Source organism: Streptomyces sp. JNUCC 63 (genome assembly GCF_054366325.1).
In genome coordinates this window covers 8,400,170-8,420,697 of the sequence record NZ_CM135963.1, presented here as the reverse complement: position 1 = coordinate 8,420,697, position 20,528 = coordinate 8,400,170, and the positions used below count along the sequence as shown (strand labels likewise).

The following is a 20,528-nucleotide window of genomic DNA, read 5'->3' as shown; positions in this document are numbered from 1 at the left end:
CGAACGCCTGACGCACCCGCCCGGCACCGGGCGAGAAGCCGCACCGCAGGCGGATGGCCACCGGGGCCTCGCGTCCTCGACGCCCGGCCCGCCCAGCGACGCCCGCACGATGTGATCGCCCCGCCGGAAGGCCGCAGCGGCGACCGCGGATGGCGTCCCACGGTGTGGTGTAGCTGGTCTTGGCCGGGAAGTGCGCCGCTTGCGTACCCTCGCGTGCATCGACTGCCGGTGAATGCTCCCTGAAAACGGGACAGGGCCACCGTGCAACTGTCCTTGGTGAACGGCCAGTTCGAACCAAGGGGGCGCACGGTGGCCTTGTCCCGGCATGGCCTATTCGCCTGCTTGAGTCACTGCGTTCGGTAGATGGTCTTGAACTCGTCCGCGAAGTCGCCGAGCGGCCGCTGCCGGAGCTGATCGAGGCCGAGGCCACCGCCCGGATCGGCGCCGAGTGGGGCGAACGCACCGACGCCCGCACCGCCTACCGCAACGGGCACCGGGACAAGACGGTGACCACACAGGCCGGCGACCTGGAACTCGCGATCCCGACACTGCGGGCCGGGAGCTTCTCCCCCAGCCTGCTGAAACGCCGGCGCCGCATCGCCTAGGCCCTCCACACGGTCGTCACGGAGGCCTACGTCCACGGGGTCTCCACCAGCGGGATGTCCAGGTTCCGGGCGCGGGCGGCGTCCACGATCGCGCGGGCCGGCGGGTGCTCGCTGGGGTGCTCGGCCGCCGCCGCCGGCCGCAGCAGCTCGTCCCCGGTCGGGCCGGAGGCGGCCGGCGGGCGGATGTCGGTCACCCGCGGGGTGCCCCGGTGAGCGTGCCGGTCTTGTCCAGGGCGACCGCGTCCACCTGCCCGAGGCGTTCCATGACCACGGCGGACTTCACCAGCACGCCGTGGCGTGCGGCGTTGGCGATGGCGGACAGCAGCGGCGGCATGGTGGCCGGCACGACCGCACAGGGCGAGGCGACGATCATGAAGGTCATGGCGCGCAACAGTGTGGACCGCGGGCGAGCTTGTCAGCTGCGTGGCGGCCTGACCGGCACCGGTGCCCGCGCGCTGAGCAGGCCTCACGTGAATTCAGAAATCCTGTGCAGGCAGGCCGGCCGGGTGAGGTGGTCGTCGTGGGCCCGGGCTGAGGGTTTCACTCCCTGACCGCAGTACGGCGTCCTGGTTAGCGCCGGATGGCGGACGGCATGGGCGCAAGGCCCCGGCGGGGCAGGGTGGCTGCCGTGGTCCGGTCGGTGACCCGCCTGCCCCGGTATGCCGGAGCCCATCGCGCCGGCAGTTCCAGGCGACTCGCTGCCGCATGGGTGAGCAGGCGTCAGAGATCACCTTGAAGGCCTAATCGATCATCGATTCTCCTGTTCCATTGGGCTATTTGACGCCCCATCAGCAGCTGGGGAGTACCCCGTTCGGCTCCCCGGCGCCGACCCTGCCGATATGCCCGAAATGACGGCTCTGGGGGGCGTCGGTACGTTCAATCACACGCCGGCCGTCAAAGCCGGCCTCTCAGGCTCAGAGACAGGAGTAAAAACGGCATGATCATGACCCGTTCCTCCGCCATCACCGCGGGCGTCGCGGCCGCCGCGGCCCTGACCGCGACCGGCATCACCTACGCCACGGCCGCCCCGGCGCCCCAGGCGGCCCCGGCCGTTGTCCAGCAGGCGCCCGTTCCCGCCCAGGCGCCCATGGGTGACGAAGGCGGAAAGGGCAACGGGGGCAACGAGCGCGGCGAGCGCGGCCACGAGAAGAAGGAGCGCCGCCACCACAGGGTGGGCCGGATTTTCATCAACGAGCGGTCGTTCTCCGCCCGCCCGGACGGCTGCATCACCGTGGTGAGCGGCCTGGGCGCCAAGAGCTTCAACATCCGCAACGACAGCAAGCGGACCGTCGAGTTCTTCCGCGGGGCGACCTGCGACAACGGCGCCCCCATCGCCACCGTCGGCCCCCACAGCGAGGCCAACAACGTCCGCCCGAAGTTCAAGGACGAGGACGAGAACTTCGAGAAGGGCGAGCACGAGAAGGGAGAGCACCACAAGAAGCACCACGAGGAGATGGAGGACGGCGTCAAGGTCAAGAACGGAGTGGTGGGCAGCTTCCGCGTCATCAAGCGCCACCACGACAAGTTCGACTTCGACGAGTTCAACAAGTTCGACGGGTTCGACGGGTTCGACGGGTTCGACGACTGAGCCGGCCGCGTGAGGCAAACCATGGAGAACCCCGGCCCGCCGTAATCGGGCCGGGGTTCCGGTCTCAGCCCCCACCCCTGCGGGCACCCCGCCCGTGGCGCCCGCCCCCGGCCACCGCCCGACGGTCCACGCGCCTGCCCCGCCATGCTAAACCGGACCGAAGGCGCCGCGGGCCCGGCCGCGCCGACGCCCCCCTGCCTCACCGGCTCGCCCGCCGACGGATTCCCGCTGGTACACCGGCCGTTGGCGTCGTTCCCGGGCAACGGCCACCGGCCTCCTGCGCGGCGACCGGGCGGGCCCGACCGGGTGACGAAAACGCACGCCGCCCACCCGGCCCGGGACCGCAAGCGCACGGGCCCGGGACGGAGCGACGAGCCACGCGACCCTCCCCCGCCCACCACCCCACGGGATGAGCGACATGAGCAATCACCCGGTGGAGGACGCGAGCGACGCCGGCTACGTCCTGGACATCCTCGACCTCACCCTGACCCCCGCAGCGCCGCGCCTGGGACACCGACTCCGCTGGGAGCTGGACGGCCACCTCAGGGAGACGGTCGACCTGACCCGGGTCACCTACCGGGTGATCATGAAGATCGGCCCGCTGAAAATACTGGACAAGAGCTACCGGCTGCCCGATCTACTGACCCGCATGGGCACGCGCCTGTCGGGCGACCCCCGGCCGCCGGCCGGGCCGTGGCGGCAGACCTGGGACCTGCAGATCCCCCGGGCGGTGCCGGTGGCCAGGCACCGCATCCACCTGCGCGCCCGAACGGCAGAGGGGAAGAACTTCCTCGCCCTGAACACCCCCGTCGCCTTCGCCCCCCCCAGCCGGGCCACGGCCGGCGACCACATCGGCCCCCCGGACCGCCCCGGACCCGACAGGGATCTCAGCCGGTCACGGTGACCCGGAGCACCGTGATGTCCCGGCAGCGACCGCTGCAAAGGAAGGATCGAGGAGAGGCCGCCGTGGTCCTCGGCCTCGGCGGCATCGGTGCCGCCGTCACGCCGAGTCTCCGACGGCATTCCGGCAGGCCGTGCCACACGGTTTTTTCGCCAAAACGGCAATCCAAAAGGGCGCCGCTTACGTAACCGAAGTACAACTGCACCCCGGGGCTACATCCCTGGTCGGCTGGTTCCCGTGCAGCGAGGATCCTGGAGGCCAGACGTGCTCCTCGAACACGCGGGGCGACGCCCCCGACCGTGCCGCTCCCTCGCGGCCGCGGTCACCCCTTTCGTGCCGCCAAGACCGCGCCGGCCCGGCCCCACACGGGCCGACGCGGCAGAAGGACAAGTGCATTCACCATGCGAGCAAAAGGCGCCAGGCGTCTCGTCGCGACGTCGGCCGCCGTTTTGATGGCCGGCGGCGCCGCGATCGGCGCAGCCGGCACGGCCGCGGCAGCAGCCCCAGCCGTGCACACCCATGTGACCACCAGCCGGTGCTTCGGCGACGACTGGCGCTGCTTCGACCACGGCGGGTTCCGCTTCGATCGCGACTTCGACCACGGCGGGTTCCGCTTCCACCACCGCTTCGATCACGACTTCGACCACGACGGGTTCCGCTTCCACCACCGCTTCCACCACGACTTCGATCACGACTTCGACCACGGCCCCGTCGTGATCGTCGTGCGCTAGGAGCGGTCGCCGCAGAAACCCAAGGGGGGCGCGCCCATCGCGGGCGCGCCCCCCGTGTCGTAGAAGACCAGCAGGCGTGCCGGTCCCGCCTCCCCGTCCGGGCCGCGCAGGCCTCCGCGCCCCTCTCCGGGTGGATCTGTTCGATGTGGATCCGCCGCTGGTCCAGCGGCCTCTGGAAGTCCTCGTACCGGTGGACGCCGTCGAAGCCGATCTCCCTCGTGGCCTGGAGAGAGCGGCCTCGGTGAACCGGTGAGCCGAAGTCACGGACAGGATCTGACTCTTGTCCGTTGTCCGCCGTCGGGGCCGCACCGCGTGTCCCGGTGGGGCACCGGCCGGCCGGGTCAGCCGGTGAAGGCCTCGATGAGGGTCCAGATGGCCAGTGCGGCCATGCAGGCGCCGCCGATGCGCTGCACGGTCTTCAGGGGTACGCGCTTGGCGATGAACCGGCCGACGAGGAGGGCGAGGGCGGAGACGGACATCAGGGCGGCGGCGGAGCCGACGGCGGTGGGGAGCCAGCCGTTGGTGGCGGCGAGGTTGGCGGTGGTGATCTGGGTGAGGTCGCCCCATTCGCTGATGAAGACGGCCGTGAAGGCGGTGGTGTAGACGGGCCAGAAGCCGGTGACGGTCCTGGTGCCGGCTTCGTCGTCCCCGTCGTCGCTTCCGCTGCGCAGGAGAACGAAGGCGCCGAAGGCGAACAGGGCGGCCGAGACGAGTTTGACGGCCAGGTCGGGCAGCAGGCCGAGGAGACTGCCGGCGCCGACGGCGATGGCGACGTGGACGAGGAACGCGGTGGAGGTGCCGAACCACACGTACAGGGGCCGCATGCGGGTGCCCATGGCCAGCGAGGCGAACATCGTCTTGTCGGGGAGTTCGGCGAGGAAGATCAGCCCGAAGGCGGTGATGATCGCCAGGGGGTCGAAGGTCATCGAAGTGCTTTCTGCTGGGGCCGGGCCGCGAGCTCGTACGACACCCAGGCGGGCGACGGGGAACCTTCTCGGCCCGGCACGACGGAGCCGCCCGCACGGTCGGTGCGGGCGCAGGTCATGCGTTGGCCGAAGGTCTCGTCCACCACGGCAGTTGCCGAGGCCCGGTGGCCGGGACAGGCGCCCTGTCCAGCGTGTCGACCAGCGGTATTGCGGGACTACTCCCCTTCGCAGCCGTCAACGATACACGGTGAGCCGACGCCCCCAAGGCCCGGGGACCCCGTACCGAAGAAGGGGTCCCCGCGCAGCAGGCGTCGGCTCACCTGGTGGGCCGGCTGCTCTTGGTCTAGAGACTCAGGGTGATCGCAGCGGCGACGCCGCCCAGGCCGAGGGCGAAGGCGGCCTCTTTCCAGCCGCCGACACCCCAGCGGAAGAAACGGTCGACAGCCAGCCGGCCCGGACCGATGGCAGCGACGGCCAGGGCGACGACGGCGATGCACACGCTGTACTCCACGCCGCCGTCGGTCTCCCACAGGCCGTGGGCGCCGGTGACCGTGGCCATCGCATTGATCATCACGCCGATCAGTGCGGCGGCCGCGAGCGGCGTGAGCAGGCCGAGGGCCAGGCCGAGGCCGCCCAGCATCTCGGACAGGCCTCCGATCGCGGCGAACAGCTTTCCCGGGTGGTAGCCCAGGGCCGCAAAGCCCTTGCCGGTCGCGGTCAGCCCGCCACCCCCGAAGAGCCCGAAGAGTTTCTGGGCGCCGTGGCCGGCCATCAGCAGCCCGAAGGTCAAGCGGATGAGCAGCAGACCGCAGTCGGCGGCAGTCACGACCGGCGCGGCGGCCGCAGGCGCTGCCGCTTCGGTGGAGGAAGCAGGACGATTCAGGATGCGCTTGGTCAACATGGCAATGCTCCGGTTGGAATGCCGGAACGGGTGTTTTCCCCCAGCTCGGCAGACAGGCGCCGAGCGACGGTCACGGGTGAGCGAGCCCTGCGCAGGGTCGCGGAGCGCGCCCCTTCTCACCCGGGCCTTGCGCGGCGGGCAGGGTCGGGCCCGGGCGGCGGCCCGCGCGGGCAGGGCGGCGTCCGGTCAGCGGTCGCGCGCCATGGGGTCATCGCCATCGGTGCCGCCGGGCTCGAGCCGGACGCAGCACTCGCCGGGCTCGGGGGCCAGGACGGCCTGGACTCCGTTGACCCGGAGGCCTTCGAGGAAGCCGCCGAGGAGGGCCTGGTTCATGCCGCACACCAGGTCGGGGGCCTTCGCGGCCAGCGGGTGGAAGGGGCAGTTGCGCAGCCGCAGCCGGGTGGGGGTCTCCCGGACCGGCTCGTAGCCGTACCGGTCCAGCAGTTGCTCGCAGACGGTCAGTCCGCGCTCGGGGCCCAGCCGGCCCGGCCGGGTCTCCTCCCGTGCGGCCTCGCCCAGCCGCCGGCCCCGCCGCTCGGCGGACCGCACGGCTGCCTGCGCGGCGTTCTCGTCGGCGCCCTCGGTCAGAACGGCGTCCAGCAGCAGGTCCGCCAGGAGCTCGTGGCGCCGCTCGGGGATGCTGATGGTGATCTGGGCGTCGGTGGGTTCGTACACCTTCGGCCGCCTGCCGACCCTGCGGATCCCGCCGGGCGATTCGTAGCGGGCGCGCAGCAGGCCGGCGTCGACGAGCTTGTCGAGGTGGAAGGCGGCGAGCTTGCGCGAGATGCCGACGCTGGCGGCGGCCTCGTCGCGGGTGACGGCGCGGCCGGCGCGCCGGACGAAGGCGAACATGCGCCGCCGTGAGTCCTCGCTCAGCACGCCGACGGAGTCGAGGGCGGTGTTCACCGCGTCGGCCTGCTGCCGGGTCGGGTCGGAAGCCACAAGACCACGGTAGCTCCCATCTGCGTGGGCGCAAGTGTTCTCCTAGCCGCGCTCTGCTGCGCCTCTTGACGTCGCCCCTCAATAAGACCAAGACTGATTGGTGGAATCAGTGGGAGGTTGCGATGGCCCGTGAGTCTCAGCTTCAGGCGAAGCGCCCGGTCAGCGCCTCGCTCGCCGGCCCGTACGGCCACCCGTTCCACCCGATCCTGGTGACCGTGCCGATCGGTGCCTGGGTGGCCGGCCTGGTGTTCGACATCGCTTCCCACCTCGTGCACCGTCCGGGCTTTCTGACCCAGGGCTCGCAGTGGTTGATCGCCACAGGCGTGATCGGAGCCCTGCTGGCGGCGATCGCCGGGTTCCTCGACCTGTTCGCCATTCCCGCCGGCACCCCGGCCTTTCGCACCGCCCTGGTCCACATGGCGCTGAACCTGCTGGTCACCGCCGCCTACGCGGGCAACTTTCTGTGGCGGTACAGCACCTACACCAATGGCGGGAGGGTCGGCCTCGGCCAGCTCGTGCTGTCCGCGGTCAGCCTGGCGGTCCTGGGCGTCTCGGGATTCCTGGGCGGCAGGCTCGCCTACCGCTACGGCGTGCGGGTCGCCGACGAGAGCACCCAGGCCGAGGGATACACGCCCGGCCGCGGCGCGAGGGGCGCCCGCTCCGTCGTGTGACCCGGCCCGCCCCCTCCCCCGCGGCGGCCGGTGCCGTCCGGCTGCCTCCGGCATGCTCATCACTCGGGAGTTCCCCATGGACATCGCCGCACTGATCACCTGGGTGGTCACCGCCCTCGGCGGCTTCTACCTGCTCGGCACCTGGATCCGACGCGGCGGGATCCGGCAGCAGCGATCCGGCACCAGCCGTCTGCCCGCACCGGCCGTCTTCGGGCACTTCGCCCTGGCCGCGATCGGCCTCATCGTCTGGATCATCTATGTCGTGGCCGACAAGACCGCCCTGGCCTGGACCGCGTTCGGCCTGCTGCTGCCGGTCGCCCTGCTGGGATTCGTGATGCTGGCCCGATGGGTCCCCGTCCACCGCGACCGCGCCACCGCCGGGCCGGCACCGGCGGCCGCAACCGCTCCAGGAGCCGAGGGGGCCGTCCCCGCCGAACGGCACTTCCCGCTCACGGTGGTGCCGGCACACGGCCTGCTCGCCGCGGTCACCCTCGCCCTGGTCCTGCTCACCGCCCTGGGCATCGGCGGCGGCCGACATGACCGAGCGCCCGCACCGCGGCACCGCCCGAACGGACCCGCACGACAGGGAGGGAACGGCACCCGCACGGCCCGCCCTGCGGGTGGTCCACGAGCCCGGAGGCATCGACCCGGCCGCCGCGGAAGCCGCGGCCAGCCGGTTCCTCGACGCACTCGGCATCTCCACCGCCTCGGAGAGCCTGCGCGGCACACCGGGCCGGATGGCCCGCGCGTACGCCGAACTGTTCAGCCCGCGCCCCTTCGACCTGACCACCTTCCCCAACGACGAGGGCTACGACGAACTCGTCCTGGCCCGCCGCATTCCGGTCCGAAGCGTCTGCGAGCACCATCTGCTGCCGTTCGTCGGCACCGCCCACGTCGGCTACCTGCCCGGCGCCCGGATCCTGGGCCTGTCGAAGCTGGCCCGTGTCGTCGAGCACTTCGCCTGCCGGCCGCAGGTCCAGGAACGCCTGACCAAACAGGTCGCCGACTGGCTGCAGAACCACCTGGAACCCAAGGGCGTCGGGGTGGTGATCGAGGCCGAGCACACCTGCATGACCCTGCGCGGCGTCCAGGCCACCGGCTCCAGCACCATGACCTCCACCCTGCTCGGCCTGCTGCGCTCCGACGCCCGGTCCCGCAGCGAATTCCTCGCCCTGACCGGCGCGGCCACCTGAACCCAGCAACGCCGCGCACAGCCCGGCCCGACACCGGAAGACCACGGCTGCGCGGGGCCGCCGGGCTGCTGGGCACGAACGTGTGGTGAATACCCGGGCAAGCCCTGGACACCGTCCTGGGCGCCTACCGCGCCGTCCGCAGCATGCGCCCGCTCGGCACCACCAAGGACACGGACGTCATTCTCGTCCAGGACCGCCGCGATACGGCCGCAGCCGGGCGCTTCTTTCGCAAGCTTCTCAAGGACCTCGAGTACGTACCCCGCGTGATCGTCACGGACAGGCTCCGCAGCTACGGTGCCGCCCACCGCGCGGTCATGCCGCCGGTCGGGCACCGCGGTTCGACGTACTTGAACAACAGGGCCGCGAACAGTCATCAGCCCACGAGGCGGCGCGAGCGCGCCATGCAGGGCTTCCGCTCCAGCAAAGCGGCCCGGAAGGTTCCGTGCCGCCTTCAGCCGGCTCTCCGGCCACTCCCGGCCCGGTGCCATCTGATCACAGCGAGTGGCTACCGCATCGGGATGACCGAACGGTTCCGCATCCGGAAGACCGTCACCAAAGCCCTCACGGCCGCCTGACCAGGATGCCCCCGGCCCGGCCGAACGCACCTCCAGCACACATCAACTCGCCTACCACAACAGCCACTTGACAACACCCCCTCCGACCTGCGCGGCACCGACTTGCTCGTGAAGCTCGTACGCGGCGGCTCTCAGTAGAGCCGCCTGTTCCGGTTGTTTCGGCGGGACCGCAGCCGGACAATCGTCCTGCGGGTCTAACGCCATGACCGGAGTCGGTCGGCGATGTCGTAGACGGTTATGCGCAGGGCTCGAATGTCAGTGATCAGGTCGCGCCACTGCTCGTAGCCGGCGTCCACGGTCTCCCCGGAGGCCTGAATGTAGGCCACGGTCACGCCGTAGGCGTAGAACTCGTTGCGTGCCGGCAGCGGCCGCAGCAGCACGATCTGCTCCATCAGGGCCGCGGCCCGCCAGTAGGCGTCCGGCGAACTCTCGTCCAAGTGGGGGGTGTTCACCCGGTGCCGGGCCACTGCGGCTACCAGGGCCGAGTAGTCGCTGACGCCCAGGTCCTTGCCGAGCAGCTCCTCTTGCCGGTCCAGGAGCCACCGGATGTCAACGTGCAGGTCCACCCTCAGGCCGCCCGGTGGTGGACGGGGGCGGGCAGACCGCCGAAGTCACGGTCGAATGCCTCGGCGAAGCCAGGTCGCCGGACGGCCGCACGGAAGGCTTCGGTCGCCCGGCCCAGCTTGGCCTGGTTCTCCTCCTCGATGGCCAGCTCGGCCAGGTACGCACGCACGCTCATGCCGCGCGCCGCGGCGAGGGCTGCGAACCGGTCACGGGTCTCCGAGTCGATCTTCACAGTGGTGTCAGCCATGCCCATAGTATGCACCCATGAATACCTCCGCGAATACCCCGCCGGGTTCTTGCGGTTTCGACGTGTAGGGTCTCAGATTTCGTGGTCCGCTCTGGTGACCCAGATCAACCGTCTCGAAGAGGACCTCGGACAGCCCCTCTTCGAGCGGGCAGAGCGCGGCAGGGCCATGAAGCTGACCCGATTCGGGAAACGCGTCGCCGCAGCCGCCCAGACGATCCCGGCTGAGGAAATGCCACGACGGTGAGAGGAAACACCCATCCAAGCCGTGAGACAGCGGGAAGCTGCTCAGCGCCTCGTCTCGTACCTGGTCAGGACCACGCCGCCGGGAAACGTCCGCGTCTCCACCAGGTTCAGGTTCACCCAGTTGTCCAGCGCGGTGAAGAACGGCGTGCCGCCGCCCACCAGGACCGGCGCGGTAGCCAGCACGTACTCGTCGATCAGCCCGGCCCGCATGGCCGCCCCGGCGAGCGTCGCGCCGCCGATGTCCATCGGGCCGCCGTCCTCGGCCTTGAGCCGGGTAATCTCGGCGACCGCGTCGCCGGTGACCAGGCGGGTGTTCCAGTCGACCTTGTCGATCGTCGAGGAGAACACCACCTTCGACATGTCCCGCCAGCGGCGCGCGAACTCGATCTCCGCCGGGGTGGCATTGGGCTGCTGGTCGCCGGTCGGCCAGTAGGAGCTCATCGTCTGCCACAGCTTGCGCCCGTACAGCGTCAGGTCGGTCGCCTGCAACTGGTCGGACCAAAACTGGAACAGCTCGTCGCTCGGCACGCTCCAGCCGATGTCGTCGCCGGGCGCGGCGATGTAGCCGTCCAGGGTCAGGTTCATGCCGTAGATCAGTTTCCGCATGGCGCCAGCCTTCCGTGAGTCGGTCTCACGCGTACAGACCGGCGCGGCGCGGGAAACTCATCGGTGCGCGATCTGAACTCGCCGGTAGTCCTCGTGCTCGGGGCTCAGCGTGGTGTACTCGGCCAACCCGGGCAAGCCGCCTGATCTCGACCTCGCCCTCGCAAGGAAATGCCACGGATTTGAGACTGATCATGGGTGACAAGGCCGTGAGACAGCCAAGAACGCCCAGGTCACGCAAGATCGACATGCCACGAGCGGCGAGACCCTACACGACGGCCGTGGGACTGGAACAACCGTTGGCGCCAAGAGATGATCTTGGTTGCCGAGCTGCTCGGTGCCTTGGAAACGCCGTGAGGCACTGGTCACGCCGGGCGGGGACGCGCCAGCCGTTGACCAGCTGCTCCAAAGGCGCTGTTGCGAGGGCATCGCACCTGGTCAGGCGGCGTATGACGGCTGTAGCTGCAATCGAATCCGTGTGCCACGGTGAGGTGCATGGAGGGGAATCAGCACACCCGTACACGCGGCCACCACCACGGTCACGGGCACGGGCATGGGCATGGGCACGCGAGCGCGGAGCACCGGCACGGGGGGTCGCGGCCGGCCCGGGTGCGGCACCGGTTCGCCCACCTGGCCCGGCCGCACAGTCACGAGGCCGGTGACAGGGTCGACGCGGCGATGGAGACCTCCCGGGAGGGGATGCGCACGCTGTGGATCTCCCTGGCCGCCCTGGGGCTCACCACCGTCGTCCAGGCCGTGATCGTCGTCCTGTCCGGGTCGGTGGCGCTGCTCGGCGACACCATCCACAACGCCGCCGACGCGCTGACCGCCGTGCCGCTCGGGATCGCGTTCGTGCTCGGGCGCCGGGCGGCGAACCGCCGCTACACCTACGGCTACGGCCGTGCCGAGGACCTGGCCGGCATCCTCATCGTGGCGACCATCGCCGCGTCCGCGGCCCTGGCCGCCGGGGTGGCCGTCGACCGGTTGCTCAACCCCCGCGACATCACCCACCTGTGGGCCGTCTCCGCGGCGGCGCTGACCGGGTTCGTCGGCAACGAGTGGGTGGCCCGCTACCGCATCCGCACGGGTAAGAGGATCGGTTCTGCTGCGCTGGTCGCGGACGGGCTGCACGCCCGCACCGACGGCTTCACCTCCCTGGCCGTCCTGCTGGGCGCCGGCGGGGCCGCGCTCGGCCGGCCGATGGCGGACCCGGTCGTCGGTCTGCTGATCACCGCCGCCATTCTGCTGGTCCTCAAGGATGCCGCCCGTGAGGTCTACCGGCGCCTGATGGACAGCGTCGACCCGGCCCTGGTCGACGCCGCGGAAAGAGCGCTGCGCGGCGTGGGGGGAGTGCTGGACATCGGGCAGGTGCGGATGCGGTGGATCGGCCACGCTCTGCGGGCCGAGGCCGACATCGTCGTCGACGCGCGCCTGACCGTCGTGAAGGCCCACGAGCTGGCCGTCGCCGCCGAACACGCCCTCATCCACGCGGTCCCCAGGCTGACGTCCGCGACCGTCCACACCGACCATGCCCCCGCCGGCGGCCAGGACCCGCACGCCGCCCTCGCCCACCACGGCGATCGGCCCCGGGCGATTGTCGGTGGCGGCTGAAAGGATCACCGGATGACACACCCTGCTGCTGCCATCACCGCCTACTGGGACGCCGCCGCCGACGACTTCGACGACGAGCCGGACCACGGCCTGCGCGCCGCGGACACCCGCTCCGCGTGGGCGAACCTCCTGACCGCCTGGCTCCCGCCCCACCCGGTGGAGGTGCTGGACATCGGCTGCGGCACCGGATCGCTCTGCGAGCTGATCGCCGAGGCCGGGCACCGGGTCACCGGCGTGGACCTGGCTCCGCGGATGGTCGAGCAGGCCCGGGCCAAGCTCACGGCCGCCGGCCTGCAGGGCTGGTTCCTGGTCGGCGACGCCGCCTGCCGCCCACCGGCCAGGAGCAGTTCGACGTCCTGCTCTCCCGCCACCTGGTGTGGACCCTGCCCGACCCGCACGCCGCCTTGAACGAGTGGGTCGGCCGCATCCGCCCCGGCGGCCTCCTCGTCCTGATCGAGGGCCGCTGGCGCGAGGCAGGGCAGAGCGGAGTTCCGTACGTCGTCGGCGCCGACACACTGCCGTGGCACCGGGGCATCGCCGCCGACGACCTGGCCGACGCGGTGCGCCCGCTCGTCAGCGACCTGCGCATCGAACCGCTCAGCGCCGATGCCGCTCTGTGGGGCGGCCAGGTGACCGACGAACGCTACGCCCTGATCGCACAGGTCTGACCGCGCTCCGCTCACGGAGGTGCCAGACGGCCCCCGACGTCCGCGCCCGGCGGTCGGGGGCCGTCGTGGTTCGCCGGTAACGCGCGACGACCGTGACGCTCAGCCCGGTTGGCGGCAGCAATGCGAGCGTCGGTCTGATCGGCACGGCGCCGACTCGTCGCCGGACGTCTGTTCGTTCTCCGCCGCTGGACCTCTGGGAGGTGCGCGGCGATGCCAGCGGGTTTGTGCGCCAATCCGTTCCACTCCTCCGGTGCGGCTCTGCCATCCGCCACGTTGGCGATCAGTTGGTCAGTACAGGTAGACGTCGACGAGCAGGGCCGCAACGGCGGCCAGCAGCGCGTACAGGCTGGTGCGGCGGGCAGGCTCGGTGCGCAGCGGGCCCAGGCCGTAGCCGAGGGAGGCGGCGGCCAGGGTGAAGACGCCGGAGCCGGTGTCCTGCCGGCTGACGGGGAAGACGATCACGGGTGCGTCGGTGAAGAACTGATCTCCGTGGGCGGCACGCAGGATCCCGTTCCAGGCCAGGGGCCCGACGGCCGCAGCCAGCGCACCGGTCGCGACGGCGGCACGGCTGCGGCCCCGGGGAAGGGCGATCAGGACGGCGGCGACGACGGCCGACAGCACGGCGCCGTAGACGATCTGGCCCCAGCCGATCACGACATGGGGGCCAGCGCGGTCGCGTCGAGGGCCGGGCGGATGGCCTTGGCGAGGCGTGTGCCGTCGCCGGTGGCCCAGAAGTGCAGGTAGAACAGGCGCGGCTGGTCGTCCAGCAGGTGGTTGTGGACCTCGACGATGTCGATGCCTCCCCTGCGCAGCGCCTGGATGACCTTCTGCACCTCGGGGGCGGTCATGACGAAGTCGCCGTTGATGGCCGCCTTGTTGCCCCCCAGGGGCTGGAAGTTGATGCCGGTGGTGATGCCGAGCGCGGGCGGCAGCACGTGCGTGCCGTCGGTGACGGTGTCCTTGCGGGCGATGGAGAACTTGCAGATGCCGCCGTCGGCGGTGCCCTTGCGGCCGAGCGCCTTGTCGATGCCGGCGGTGTCCAGGGCGATGGACGGCTGGGTGGCCGGGGGCGGCGAGGCGGGCGGGGTGGCGGTGGCGACGAGTGCGGACTTCAGGCCCTTGGCCAGGGTGACCGGGTTGCCCATGGCGTGGACGTGTGCCCACCAGATCGCCGGGGACTGCTGCAGCAGGTGCTTGTGCAGGGCGGTCTGTTCGATCCCGGCGGCCTGCAGCGCGTCGGTGACCTTAGGTAGTTCGTCCTTGGTGACGACCAGGTCACCCATGAGCATGATTCCGTCGTGGTACTTGGCGAAGGTCGCGAAGGACGGCTCCGAGGCCAGCGTCGCTGCGATCGCCCGCCGCGCGGGCGTCGACCGTACCTTCCTCTACCGCCACCGCGACTGCTCAGTCAGATTCACACGCAACTGAGTTTGGCTTCTCGGGGTGACGAATAGTGTATATGGGTGTATTCCGGAGGTATGCGGTACCCCGATGGTGGCGGCCTGACCGCGAAGCAACGTGCCCAGCGGGAGCGGCTGCGGTTCGAGGCCGCCGAGATGTTCGCCCAGGGGGTCCCGCCGCCCGAGGTGGCCAAGCGGTTGAGGGTCTCCCGGAAGTCGGCCTACGCCTGGCACGCACGCTGGCGCGAGAAAGGACCGGACAGCCTTGCCTCCAAGGGGCCCAGCGGCTTCCCCAGCCGGATGCGACCGCAGTGGCGGGCCTGGCTGGAAGCGGAGCTGGACCGCGGTCCCGCCGCTCACGGCTGGACCGAGGACCAGCGCTGGACCCTGGCCCGCGTGGCGACCGTGATCGCCCGCCGGTTCCACGTCCGGTTCAGCCTCAAGCATGTCTCGCGCATCCTGCACCAGATGGGCTGGACCGTGCAGAGCCCCGTGCACCGGGCCGCCGAACGCGACGAGCAGGCCGTAGCGACCTGGGTCAAGGAGGCCTGGCCCCGCGTGGGAAAACCGTGAGGAACCGGGATGCCTGGCTGTGCTTCGAGGACGAAGCAGGGCAGAGCATCAGGCCGCCCAAGGCGCGTACCTGGTCCCGACGCGGCCATCCGCCGGTGGTCAGGGTCAGCGGCAAGGGCTCCGGGCGGATCTCCCTGGCCTCGATGCTGTGCACCAAGCCCGGCACCCGCACCCGGCTGATCTACCGGATGCTGGTTCAGCACGCCGGGCGGAAAAAGGAGAAGAAGGGCTTCAAGGAGCCGGACCTCGCGGCGCTTCTGGACGCGGCGCACGCCGAGCTCGGTGCGGAAATCGTGCTGGTATGGGACAACTCCACGCAGCACACCGACCGCGCGATGCGTGACCTGCTCGCCGCACGATCCTGGCTGACGGTGTTCCACTTCCCGCCGTACAGCCCGGAGTTGAATCCGGATGAGGGCGTGTGGGCGAACCTGAAGGGGAGTCTGGGCAACCTGGCAGCGTGCACCACCGACCAGCTCGCGGCCTTCGCCCGGACCCGGTTGAAGAAGATGCAGTACCGGCCCGAGCTCCTCGACGGGTTCATCGCCGAGACCGGACTGGCCCTCGCGCCGCCGTAGAGATCGATGTCACCCCGAGAAGCCAACCTCAGAAGCGCGTCGAACGCGTGATACGAGAGACGGGGATCGCTGGACTGCGGCTGCGCAGACGCCAGGTCACCACGATGCCCGAGCCGTCCGCTACGCCCGTGCCGGATCTGTTGCGGCGCGACTTCACCACCGACGTACCGAACGCCAAGTACATCGGGAACATCACATATTTGCCGGTGGGCAATAGCGAGTTCCTGTATCTGGTGACAGTGAGCCCATTCCAACTTCAGGCTGACGTCGACCAGCGCCCTGTCAGGGGTAGCTGGTAGACCCTGGCCATGATGTTTCTGGCGTTGGTCGAGAGTGATGCGGGCGGGTGGCGTGTCGACCGGGAAGCGCCGACGGAGACGATCTGCGCTCGGTGGGTGGGACGTCGAAATCGACTCGACTCACCGCAGCGAAGCGCGAAGCTTCCTGTGATTCTGCTCAGGACGTCGGGGCTTGTCCTGCACGACCGGACCTGGCGACTGCTGCACCACCGGCGGAGCCGCCCGCCGGCTCGTGGCCGCCGAAGCCGCCTTGGAGTTCCCGCATGGCGGTGTCCAGCAGCTCGGTCAGGTCAGCGCTCTGGTCGGCGAGCCACTGCTCGTAGGCCGCGATGCAGGTGGCCAGGGTGGCGTACCCGACCTGACGCGGCAGCAGCGCGTCCTGTGGCTGGCCGGTCCGGTCAGCGATGAAGGCGGCGACGACGCGCCGCCAGGACGCGTACCGGAGCGTGGAGTCGGCTTGGAGTGCCGGTACGCGCAGGATGAGTTCCATGCGCCGGCGATGCCAGGGCACGTCGGCCGGGTTGAACCGGTTGAAGGAGACCACCGCCTCGCGCAGGGCGTCCATCATCGGAACTTCCCGCGGACAGGCGGCGAGCAGTTCGCGCAGGCGCACCAGTTGGCCGTCGAAGTCGCCCCACACCAGGTCGTTCTTCGACGCGTGGTACCGGAAGAAGGTACGGCGGCTGATCCCGGCCGCTGCCGCGATGTCGTCGATGGTGGTCTGCTCGAATCCCTTGCTCGCGAACAGCTCGAACGCCAGGCCCTCGAGCCGGTCACGCGACGTAGCGGACGGCCGTCCGACCCGCGCCCTGGGTGAGCCTGCCCTCGTGGTCGGATGTGACGCAACCATCCCGACTCTTCCCCTCTGGCCACGTTCCGCCCGGCATTTTTACATCCGGCAACCGCTGTCATTCTCTCAGCTGGGTGGCCCCTCCCGAAGGCGTCCCATGACCGCCCACGCCTCGCCCTGCGTCCCGGCCGCCGCCGTGGCGGCCGCGGTCGGGACCTGGTGGTGTCTCCCGGCCACCGACGGGAGGTAAGCCCGGCAGGGCGAGCTTACCGAGCCTGACCTGCTCGCGAGCCGGAGTCAGCCGATGTGAGCCGGCGTACTGTCAGGCCTTGCGCCGCGCCCCTCCGCCCTTCACCCACGGGAGAAGAGCCTTCCGCGCGGGCTGCCGTTGCGGCGACCTGGGGCTCAGGACCATGCGGGGGCGCAGGGCGGCTGTGGAGCGTCCCTTGAGGGCGGAGATCCAGACGCCGGTTCCGTAGGCGAGGTCGTCGAGGCGGCGGGCGATGCCGTAGCGGATCGGGTCGAGGCAGGTCGTGTCGCGGCGGTATTCGAGCGCGATGTCGGTGATGGCCGCCAGGGCTGTGGCGCGGCGCATGCGGCGTGAGGCCAGGCAGCCGATGGCGGTGAGTGGCCACCAGTGGCGGGTGAGCAGCGCCGATCCCTGGGCCAGGGCGGACACGGCGCCGCCGGCGGTGAGCCGTGTGGCGTGACGGACCGGATGGTCGGTGTCTTTCAGCTTCCCGGCGATGCGGGCGGTGGCGACGGCCCAGATGGATCCGGCGACGGGGATGGACCAGCGGCGCTGGGCGAGCAGGGCGAGTACCAGTGCGGTGCTCCATGGGGCGAGCACGGCGGGGGCGATGTTCCGGGGATGGCGCTGGGCGAGGGGGTGGGCGCCGGTGCCGTAGACGGCCTTCCGCGTGAACCAGTCGCCCAGGCCCGCCCGATGCTCGTGAGCGGCTTCCACGGATGGCTCGTACCGGATGCGCCAGCCGTCCCGGACCAGGCGCCAGCACAGGTCGACGTCTTCCCCGACGCGCATGCGTTCGTCGAAGCCGCCGCTCTTGGTGAGTACGTCGACCTGCGCGACCACGCAGGCGCTGGGTGCCCAGGAGACCGGCGTGCCCGGACGGACAGCGGCCGGATGTGCCCCCAGGTCGAGGGATGACCGGGTGCTCTCGTAGCGGCCGAGCCAGCCGGATGCTTCGCTGGTGGCCAGCCCCGTGATTCTGGGTACCGCCATGGCGACCTGGGGGTCGGCGAAGTGCCGCAGCAAGGTGGACACGGTATCGGCCGTCAGCACGATGTCGGAGTCGATGAAGGCCACATAGGGGGTGGTGACGAGACGGAGCCCCGCGTTGCGGGCACCCGCCGGTCCCACGTTCACCGCCAGCGGAACCAGGCGTGCGCCGTGCTGTGCGGCGACGGCGGTGACCAGGTCGGGACGACGTGAGGCGTCGTCCACGACGATGACCGGGCTGCCCGCAGGGATGCTTTCCAGAAGTCGGGCGAGTTCGCGGGGGCGGTCGCGTACCGGGATCACATACGTGCAGTTCGGATCGTGGCCGTTGCCGTGTGCGGGGTGCCACGGCAGGGCTCGGACAACCGGGTGGGCCAGGCCGGCCTCCAGCAGGCGGTCGGCGAGGACCGCGCTTGCCGCGTCCCGCACGCGCACCGTACGCCCGGTCAGCAGCGGTCGCGCTCGGGGGCTGAGCCGGAGCAGCCGGGTCGGGTTTCCACCGAGGAGGGCCCGGCCGTCGTCGAGCACACGGGCGTGCCGGTCGAGGACGACCACAAAGCCGTGCGGAAGTGTCATGGACGCGCCGCTTTCGTGCGAGGAGCGGGTGGTGCGGGGGTGCGTGAGGCCGGAGCGCAAGGCGGTGTGCGGGGGGACGCGGGGTCGGTGAGCCGGCCCCGGGTGTCCGTTCGGCCTGCGGCGATCCGGCGTACGGCGGTGGTCGCCATCGACTCGAACAAGGCGCGGCCCTCATCGGCCGTGGCGCCGGTCGGGTCTCCGAGGACTCCGGAGGGGGAAACGGCACGGACGCCACGGGTCATCAGCTCCGGCATGAGGACCGCCAGAGGGCGGGTGTCGCCGACGACCGCTTCGGGAAGAAGGACGTCGCCGGGTGCCAGGTGCAGCATCACGGAGGTCTCCGTACGGCCTGCGTGCGCGTCACTGCCCGGTGTCTCGCAGCCGAGCCACGCCACGTCGTGGCCCTCGTCGCGGAGTTGGCCGACGGCCGCGTCCAGTGTGGGGACGTTCCCTCCATGGCCGTTGACGAAGACGATGCGGCCTGCCCACAGGGACAGCGACCGCACGGTCTCCACCAGGACGACGCGCAGCGCGTCGTGCCCGATGGAAACCGTTCCCGGGAAGTCCCCGTGCTCGCCGCTGGCGCCGTAGGCGATGGTCGGTGCCGACAGCACGGGGCGGTCCGCTCGGTCGGCCGTCAGCCGCTCCGCCGTCACCTGCGCCACGGACTGGGCGATGACGCTGTCGGTGTTCAACGGCAGGTGCGGCCCGTGTTGCTCGGTCGAGCCGACGGGGACCAGCACCAGCGCGTCTGCTGGGACGGCCGGCCATACCGAGCGTGCCAAGTGCCTCGACTCTTCCGGCGGTTTCCGGTGTGACGGCATTGCTAGCTCACGGAGCCGGCGGTACGCGGAGTGCCGGCCGTACGCGTGAAGCCGTCCGGGACGACCAGGTCGTCCGGCGACAACTCGTGGACCGAGGAGTGCCCGAGGCCGAGTACGGCGGAGTCGAGTCCGCCGCGCAGGATGTCCAGGACGTTCTCCACGCCCGCCTGCCCGTTCGCGGCCAGGCCCCACAGGTAGGCGCGGCCGATCAGGACCGCACGCGCGCCCAGGGCCAGTGCCTTCGCCACATCGCCGCCGCGGCGGACACCGCCGTCGAGGAGGACCTCGATCTCGTCGCCGACCGCCTCGACGATGGAGGGCAGCAGGCGGATGGACGCCGGCGTGGTGTCCAGGTTGTTGCCGCCGTGGTTCGACACCGATATGCCGGACACGCCGACGTCGACGGCCCGCTTGGCGTCGTCGACCCGGGACACGCCCTTGAGCAGGAACGGACCGCCCCACTCCGCACGCATCCACTTGACGTCCTCCCACGTGGGCGGCGTCGTCTGCATCCACTCGCCGTAAGCGCCGAAGAACGTGGGCGCCTTCCCTCCGGGCGGCTGGAGGTTCGGCGTGGTCAGGTCCGGGATCCGGCCGGACTTGAGATACGTCCACAGCCAGCGCGGGTGGGGCAGGACGTTCGGCGCCAGCTTGACCATCGTCTTGAGGTCGATCTTCTCCGGGATGGCCGGGCTGCCCCAGTCGCGGCCATGGGAGAAGGACCAGTCCAGCGTGGCGATCAGCGCCTTCGCCCCCGCGGCCCGCGCACGTTCCATGCGCTGCGCCATGGCATCCCTGGTGCCGGTCCAGTACATCTGGTAGAAGGTGTTCGGATTGGCCTCGGCGACCTCTTCGACCGGCTTGCTGGCGAAGGAGCTCAGGCCCATGATCACGCCCCGGTTCGCCGCGGCGCGGGCGACCGCGACCTCGCCGTCGGGGTGGACGGCCTGCACGCCGGTCGGCGAGATCACCACCGGGATCGCGGACTCCACCCCGAGCACGGTCGTGGAAAGGTCCCGCTGTGCGTGGTGGCCCACGACGCGTGGGGCGAAGCCGAGTTCGGCGAAGGCGCCGGTGTTGTCGTCGAGGGTACGGCCCCGTTCCGAGCCGGCCACCAGCGCCCCGTAGACGGTGCTCGGCAGATACTTCTTGGCGCGGCGCTGAGCCTCCGCGACGGTCTCGAACCAGGGATTACGGCCCATGATGCGGCTCTTTCTCGGTAAGGGGTGTGCGGGGGCAGTGGCGGGCGGCCTGGGTGACGACAGCGCCGCGGGTGTGC

20 protein-coding genes and 5 pseudogenes are annotated in these 20,528 nt (G+C 70.8%); 12 read left to right on the top strand and 13 right to left on the bottom strand.

Annotated features, from left to right (window positions below):
- Positions 1–11: 11 nt before the first annotated feature.
- Both ACX25U_RS39310 and ACX25U_RS39305 read left to right on the top strand, forming a co-directional pair.
- Positions 12–180, top strand: a pseudogene (locus tag ACX25U_RS39310) (ISKra4 family transposase); the annotation flags it as partial.
- 152 nt (positions 181–332) lie between these two features.
- Positions 333–602: pseudogene (locus tag ACX25U_RS39305) on the top strand (transposase); the annotation flags it as partial.
- A 53-nt stretch (positions 603–655) separates the two neighbouring features.
- Here the strand turns inward: ACX25U_RS39305 and ACX25U_RS39300 are convergent.
- A pseudogene (locus ACX25U_RS39300) lies at positions 656–1,002 on the bottom strand (HAD family hydrolase); the annotation flags it as partial.
- A gap of 540 nt (positions 1,003–1,542) precedes the next feature.
- Here ACX25U_RS39300 and ACX25U_RS39295 point away from each other — a divergent pair.
- From ACX25U_RS39295 to ACX25U_RS39285, 3 genes are all read left to right on the top strand, one after another.
- A complete protein-coding gene (locus ACX25U_RS39295) occupies positions 1,543–2,193 on the top strand; it encodes a hypothetical protein (RefSeq protein ID WP_454387217.1) in 651 nt (216 codons plus the stop codon).
- 418 nt (positions 2,194–2,611) lie between these two features.
- Positions 2,612–3,097 carry a hypothetical protein gene (locus ACX25U_RS39290; protein WP_454387215.1) on the top strand — a complete coding sequence of 162 codons (486 nt, stop codon included), beginning with the start codon at positions 2,612–2,614 and terminating at the stop codon, positions 3,095–3,097.
- Positions 3,098–3,495: 398 nt separating this feature from the next.
- On the top strand, positions 3,496–3,825 hold the full coding sequence (locus tag ACX25U_RS39285; RefSeq protein ID WP_454387213.1) for a hypothetical protein: 330 nt from the start codon (positions 3,496–3,498) through the stop codon (positions 3,823–3,825).
- Between the two features lie 341 nt (positions 3,826–4,166).
- Here the strand turns inward: ACX25U_RS39285 and ACX25U_RS39280 are convergent, their stop codons facing one another.
- The 3 genes from ACX25U_RS39280 to ACX25U_RS39270 form a co-directional block, all read right to left on the bottom strand.
- Positions 4,167–4,751, bottom strand: a complete 585-nt coding sequence (locus ACX25U_RS39280) for a TMEM165/GDT1 family protein (protein ID WP_454387212.1) — start codon at positions 4,749–4,751, stop codon at positions 4,167–4,169.
- A gap of 343 nt (positions 4,752–5,094) precedes the next feature.
- Positions 5,095–5,652 (bottom strand): DoxX family protein, encoded by a 558-nt coding sequence (locus ACX25U_RS39275; protein ID WP_454387211.1) that lies wholly within the window; start codon positions 5,650–5,652, stop codon positions 5,095–5,097.
- A 186-nt stretch (positions 5,653–5,838) separates the two neighbouring features.
- The gene (locus ACX25U_RS39270; RefSeq protein ID WP_454387209.1) at positions 5,839–6,594 is read right to left on the bottom strand and encodes a helix-turn-helix transcriptional regulator; all 756 of its coding nucleotides are present in this window, start codon (positions 6,592–6,594) and stop codon (positions 5,839–5,841) included.
- A 122-nt stretch (positions 6,595–6,716) separates the two neighbouring features.
- Here ACX25U_RS39270 and ACX25U_RS39265 point away from each other — a divergent pair, with 122 nt between their 5' ends.
- The 3 genes and pseudogenes from ACX25U_RS39265 to ACX25U_RS39255 form a co-directional block, all read left to right on the top strand.
- The gene (locus ACX25U_RS39265; protein ID WP_454387207.1) at positions 6,717–7,265 is read left to right on the top strand and encodes a DUF2231 domain-containing protein; all 549 of its coding nucleotides are present in this window, start codon (positions 6,717–6,719) and stop codon (positions 7,263–7,265) included.
- A 536-nt stretch (positions 7,266–7,801) separates the two neighbouring features.
- On the top strand, positions 7,802–8,458 hold the full coding sequence (folE, locus tag ACX25U_RS39260; RefSeq protein WP_454387206.1) for a GTP cyclohydrolase I FolE: 657 nt from the start codon (positions 7,802–7,804) through the stop codon (positions 8,456–8,458).
- A 182-nt stretch (positions 8,459–8,640) separates the two neighbouring features.
- Positions 8,641–9,033 (top strand): annotated as a pseudogene (locus ACX25U_RS39255) (DDE-type integrase/transposase/recombinase); the annotation flags it as partial.
- A 194-nt stretch (positions 9,034–9,227) separates the two neighbouring features.
- On the opposite strand, the gene ACX25U_RS39250 reads toward ACX25U_RS39255, so the two are convergent.
- Both ACX25U_RS39250 and ACX25U_RS39245 read right to left on the bottom strand, forming a co-directional pair.
- Positions 9,228–9,599, bottom strand: coding sequence for a toxin Doc (locus ACX25U_RS39250; protein ID WP_454387204.1), 372 nt, complete (start codon positions 9,597–9,599; stop codon positions 9,228–9,230).
- Positions 9,600–9,601: 2 nt separating this feature from the next.
- Positions 9,602–9,844, bottom strand: a complete 243-nt coding sequence (locus tag ACX25U_RS39245) for an antitoxin MazE7 (RefSeq protein ID WP_454387202.1) — start codon at positions 9,842–9,844, stop codon at positions 9,602–9,604.
- Between ACX25U_RS39245 and ACX25U_RS39240 the strand changes: the two genes are divergently transcribed.
- Entirely contained in the window at positions 9,738–10,088 is a 351-nt protein-coding gene (locus tag ACX25U_RS39240; RefSeq protein ID WP_454387200.1) for a LysR family transcriptional regulator, read from the top strand. The genes ACX25U_RS39245 and ACX25U_RS39240 overlap by 107 nt on opposite strands.
- A 41-nt stretch (positions 10,089–10,129) precedes the next feature.
- Here ACX25U_RS39240 and ACX25U_RS39235 read toward each other — a convergent pair whose 3' ends face one another.
- Positions 10,130–10,693 (bottom strand): dihydrofolate reductase family protein, encoded by a 564-nt coding sequence (locus ACX25U_RS39235; protein WP_383854095.1) that lies wholly within the window; start codon positions 10,691–10,693, stop codon positions 10,130–10,132.
- 492 nt (positions 10,694–11,185) lie between these two features.
- Between ACX25U_RS39235 and ACX25U_RS39230 the strand changes: the two genes are divergently transcribed.
- Positions 11,186–12,301: a cation diffusion facilitator family transporter gene (locus ACX25U_RS39230; RefSeq protein ID WP_454387197.1), complete on the top strand. Its 1,116-nt coding sequence runs from the start codon at positions 11,186–11,188 to the stop codon at positions 12,299–12,301.
- A 12-nt stretch (positions 12,302–12,313) separates the two neighbouring features.
- Positions 12,314–12,969, top strand: a pseudogene (locus tag ACX25U_RS39225) (class I SAM-dependent methyltransferase).
- A gap of 288 nt (positions 12,970–13,257) precedes the next feature.
- Here ACX25U_RS39225 and ACX25U_RS39220 read toward each other — a convergent pair.
- Positions 13,258–13,623 carry a hypothetical protein gene (locus tag ACX25U_RS39220; protein ID WP_454387195.1) on the bottom strand — a complete coding sequence of 122 codons (366 nt, stop codon included), beginning with the start codon at positions 13,621–13,623 and terminating at the stop codon, positions 13,258–13,260.
- Positions 13,620–14,258, bottom strand: coding sequence for a DUF1259 domain-containing protein (locus ACX25U_RS39215; RefSeq protein WP_454387193.1), 639 nt, complete (start codon positions 14,256–14,258; stop codon positions 13,620–13,622). The genes ACX25U_RS39220 and ACX25U_RS39215 overlap by 4 nt, the downstream gene beginning before the upstream one ends.
- A gap of 189 nt (positions 14,259–14,447) precedes the next feature.
- Here ACX25U_RS39215 and ACX25U_RS39210 point away from each other — a divergent pair.
- A protein-coding gene (locus tag ACX25U_RS39210; protein ID WP_454385098.1) for an IS630 family transposase occupies positions 14,448–15,520 on the top strand; the annotation gives its coding sequence in 2 pieces (ribosomal slippage) (positions 14,448–14,931 and positions 14,931–15,520; 1,074 coding nt in all).
- A gap of 456 nt (positions 15,521–15,976) precedes the next feature.
- On the opposite strand, the gene mftR is transcribed toward ACX25U_RS39210, so the two are convergent.
- The 4 genes from mftR to mftD form a co-directional block, all read right to left on the bottom strand.
- Positions 15,977–16,669, bottom strand: coding sequence for a mycofactocin system transcriptional regulator (gene mftR, locus ACX25U_RS39205; RefSeq protein WP_454387192.1), 693 nt, complete (start codon positions 16,667–16,669; stop codon positions 15,977–15,979).
- Positions 16,670–16,931: 262 nt separating this feature from the next.
- Entirely contained in the window at positions 16,932–18,425 is a 1,494-nt protein-coding gene (gene mftF, locus ACX25U_RS39200) for a mycofactocin biosynthesis glycosyltransferase MftF (protein ID WP_454387190.1), read from the bottom strand.
- On the bottom strand, positions 18,422–19,210 hold the full coding sequence (mftE, locus tag ACX25U_RS39195; RefSeq protein WP_454387188.1) for a mycofactocin biosynthesis peptidyl-dipeptidase MftE: 789 nt from the start codon (positions 19,208–19,210) through the stop codon (positions 18,422–18,424). Before mftE ends, mftF begins: the two co-directional genes overlap by 4 nt.
- A 41-nt stretch (positions 19,211–19,251) precedes the next feature.
- A complete protein-coding gene (gene mftD, locus ACX25U_RS39190; RefSeq protein ID WP_454387187.1) occupies positions 19,252–20,451 on the bottom strand; it encodes a pre-mycofactocin synthase MftD in 1,200 nt (399 codons plus the stop codon).
- Positions 20,452–20,528 lie beyond the last annotated feature (77 nt).

Coding starts and splice junctions, on each gene's coding strand:
- ACX25U_RS39235 (WP_383854095.1), bottom strand. CDS start 10,693: ATGCGGAAACTGATCTACGGCATGAACCTGACCCTGGACGGCTACATC.
- ACX25U_RS39240 (WP_454387200.1), top strand. CDS start 9,738: ATGGCCAGCTCGGCCAGGTACGCACGCACGCTCATGCCGCGCGCCGCG.
- folE (WP_454387206.1), top strand. CDS start 7,802: ATGACCGAGCGCCCGCACCGCGGCACCGCCCGAACGGACCCGCACGAC.
- ACX25U_RS39295 (WP_454387217.1), top strand. CDS start 1,543: ATGATCATGACCCGTTCCTCCGCCATCACCGCGGGCGTCGCGGCCGCC.
- ACX25U_RS39280 (WP_454387212.1), bottom strand. CDS start 4,751: ATGACCTTCGACCCCCTGGCGATCATCACCGCCTTCGGGCTGATCTTC.
- ACX25U_RS39290 (WP_454387215.1), top strand. CDS start 2,612: ATGAGCAATCACCCGGTGGAGGACGCGAGCGACGCCGGCTACGTCCTG.
- ACX25U_RS39275 (WP_454387211.1), bottom strand. CDS start 5,652: ATGTTGACCAAGCGCATCCTGAATCGTCCTGCTTCCTCCACCGAAGCG.
- ACX25U_RS39230 (WP_454387197.1), top strand. CDS start 11,186: ATGGAGGGGAATCAGCACACCCGTACACGCGGCCACCACCACGGTCAC.
- mftF (WP_454387190.1), bottom strand. CDS start 18,425: ATGACACTTCCGCACGGCTTTGTGGTCGTCCTCGACCGGCACGCCCGT.
- ACX25U_RS39215 (WP_454387193.1), bottom strand. CDS start 14,258: ATGCTCATGGGTGACCTGGTCGTCACCAAGGACGAACTACCTAAGGTC.
- ACX25U_RS39265 (WP_454387207.1), top strand. CDS start 6,717: ATGGCCCGTGAGTCTCAGCTTCAGGCGAAGCGCCCGGTCAGCGCCTCG.
- ACX25U_RS39245 (WP_454387202.1), bottom strand. CDS start 9,844: ATGGCTGACACCACTGTGAAGATCGACTCGGAGACCCGTGACCGGTTC.
- ACX25U_RS39285 (WP_454387213.1), top strand. CDS start 3,496: ATGCGAGCAAAAGGCGCCAGGCGTCTCGTCGCGACGTCGGCCGCCGTT.
- mftD (WP_454387187.1), bottom strand. CDS start 20,451: ATGGGCCGTAATCCCTGGTTCGAGACCGTCGCGGAGGCTCAGCGCCGC.
- mftR (WP_454387192.1), bottom strand. CDS start 16,669: ATGGTTGCGTCACATCCGACCACGAGGGCAGGCTCACCCAGGGCGCGG.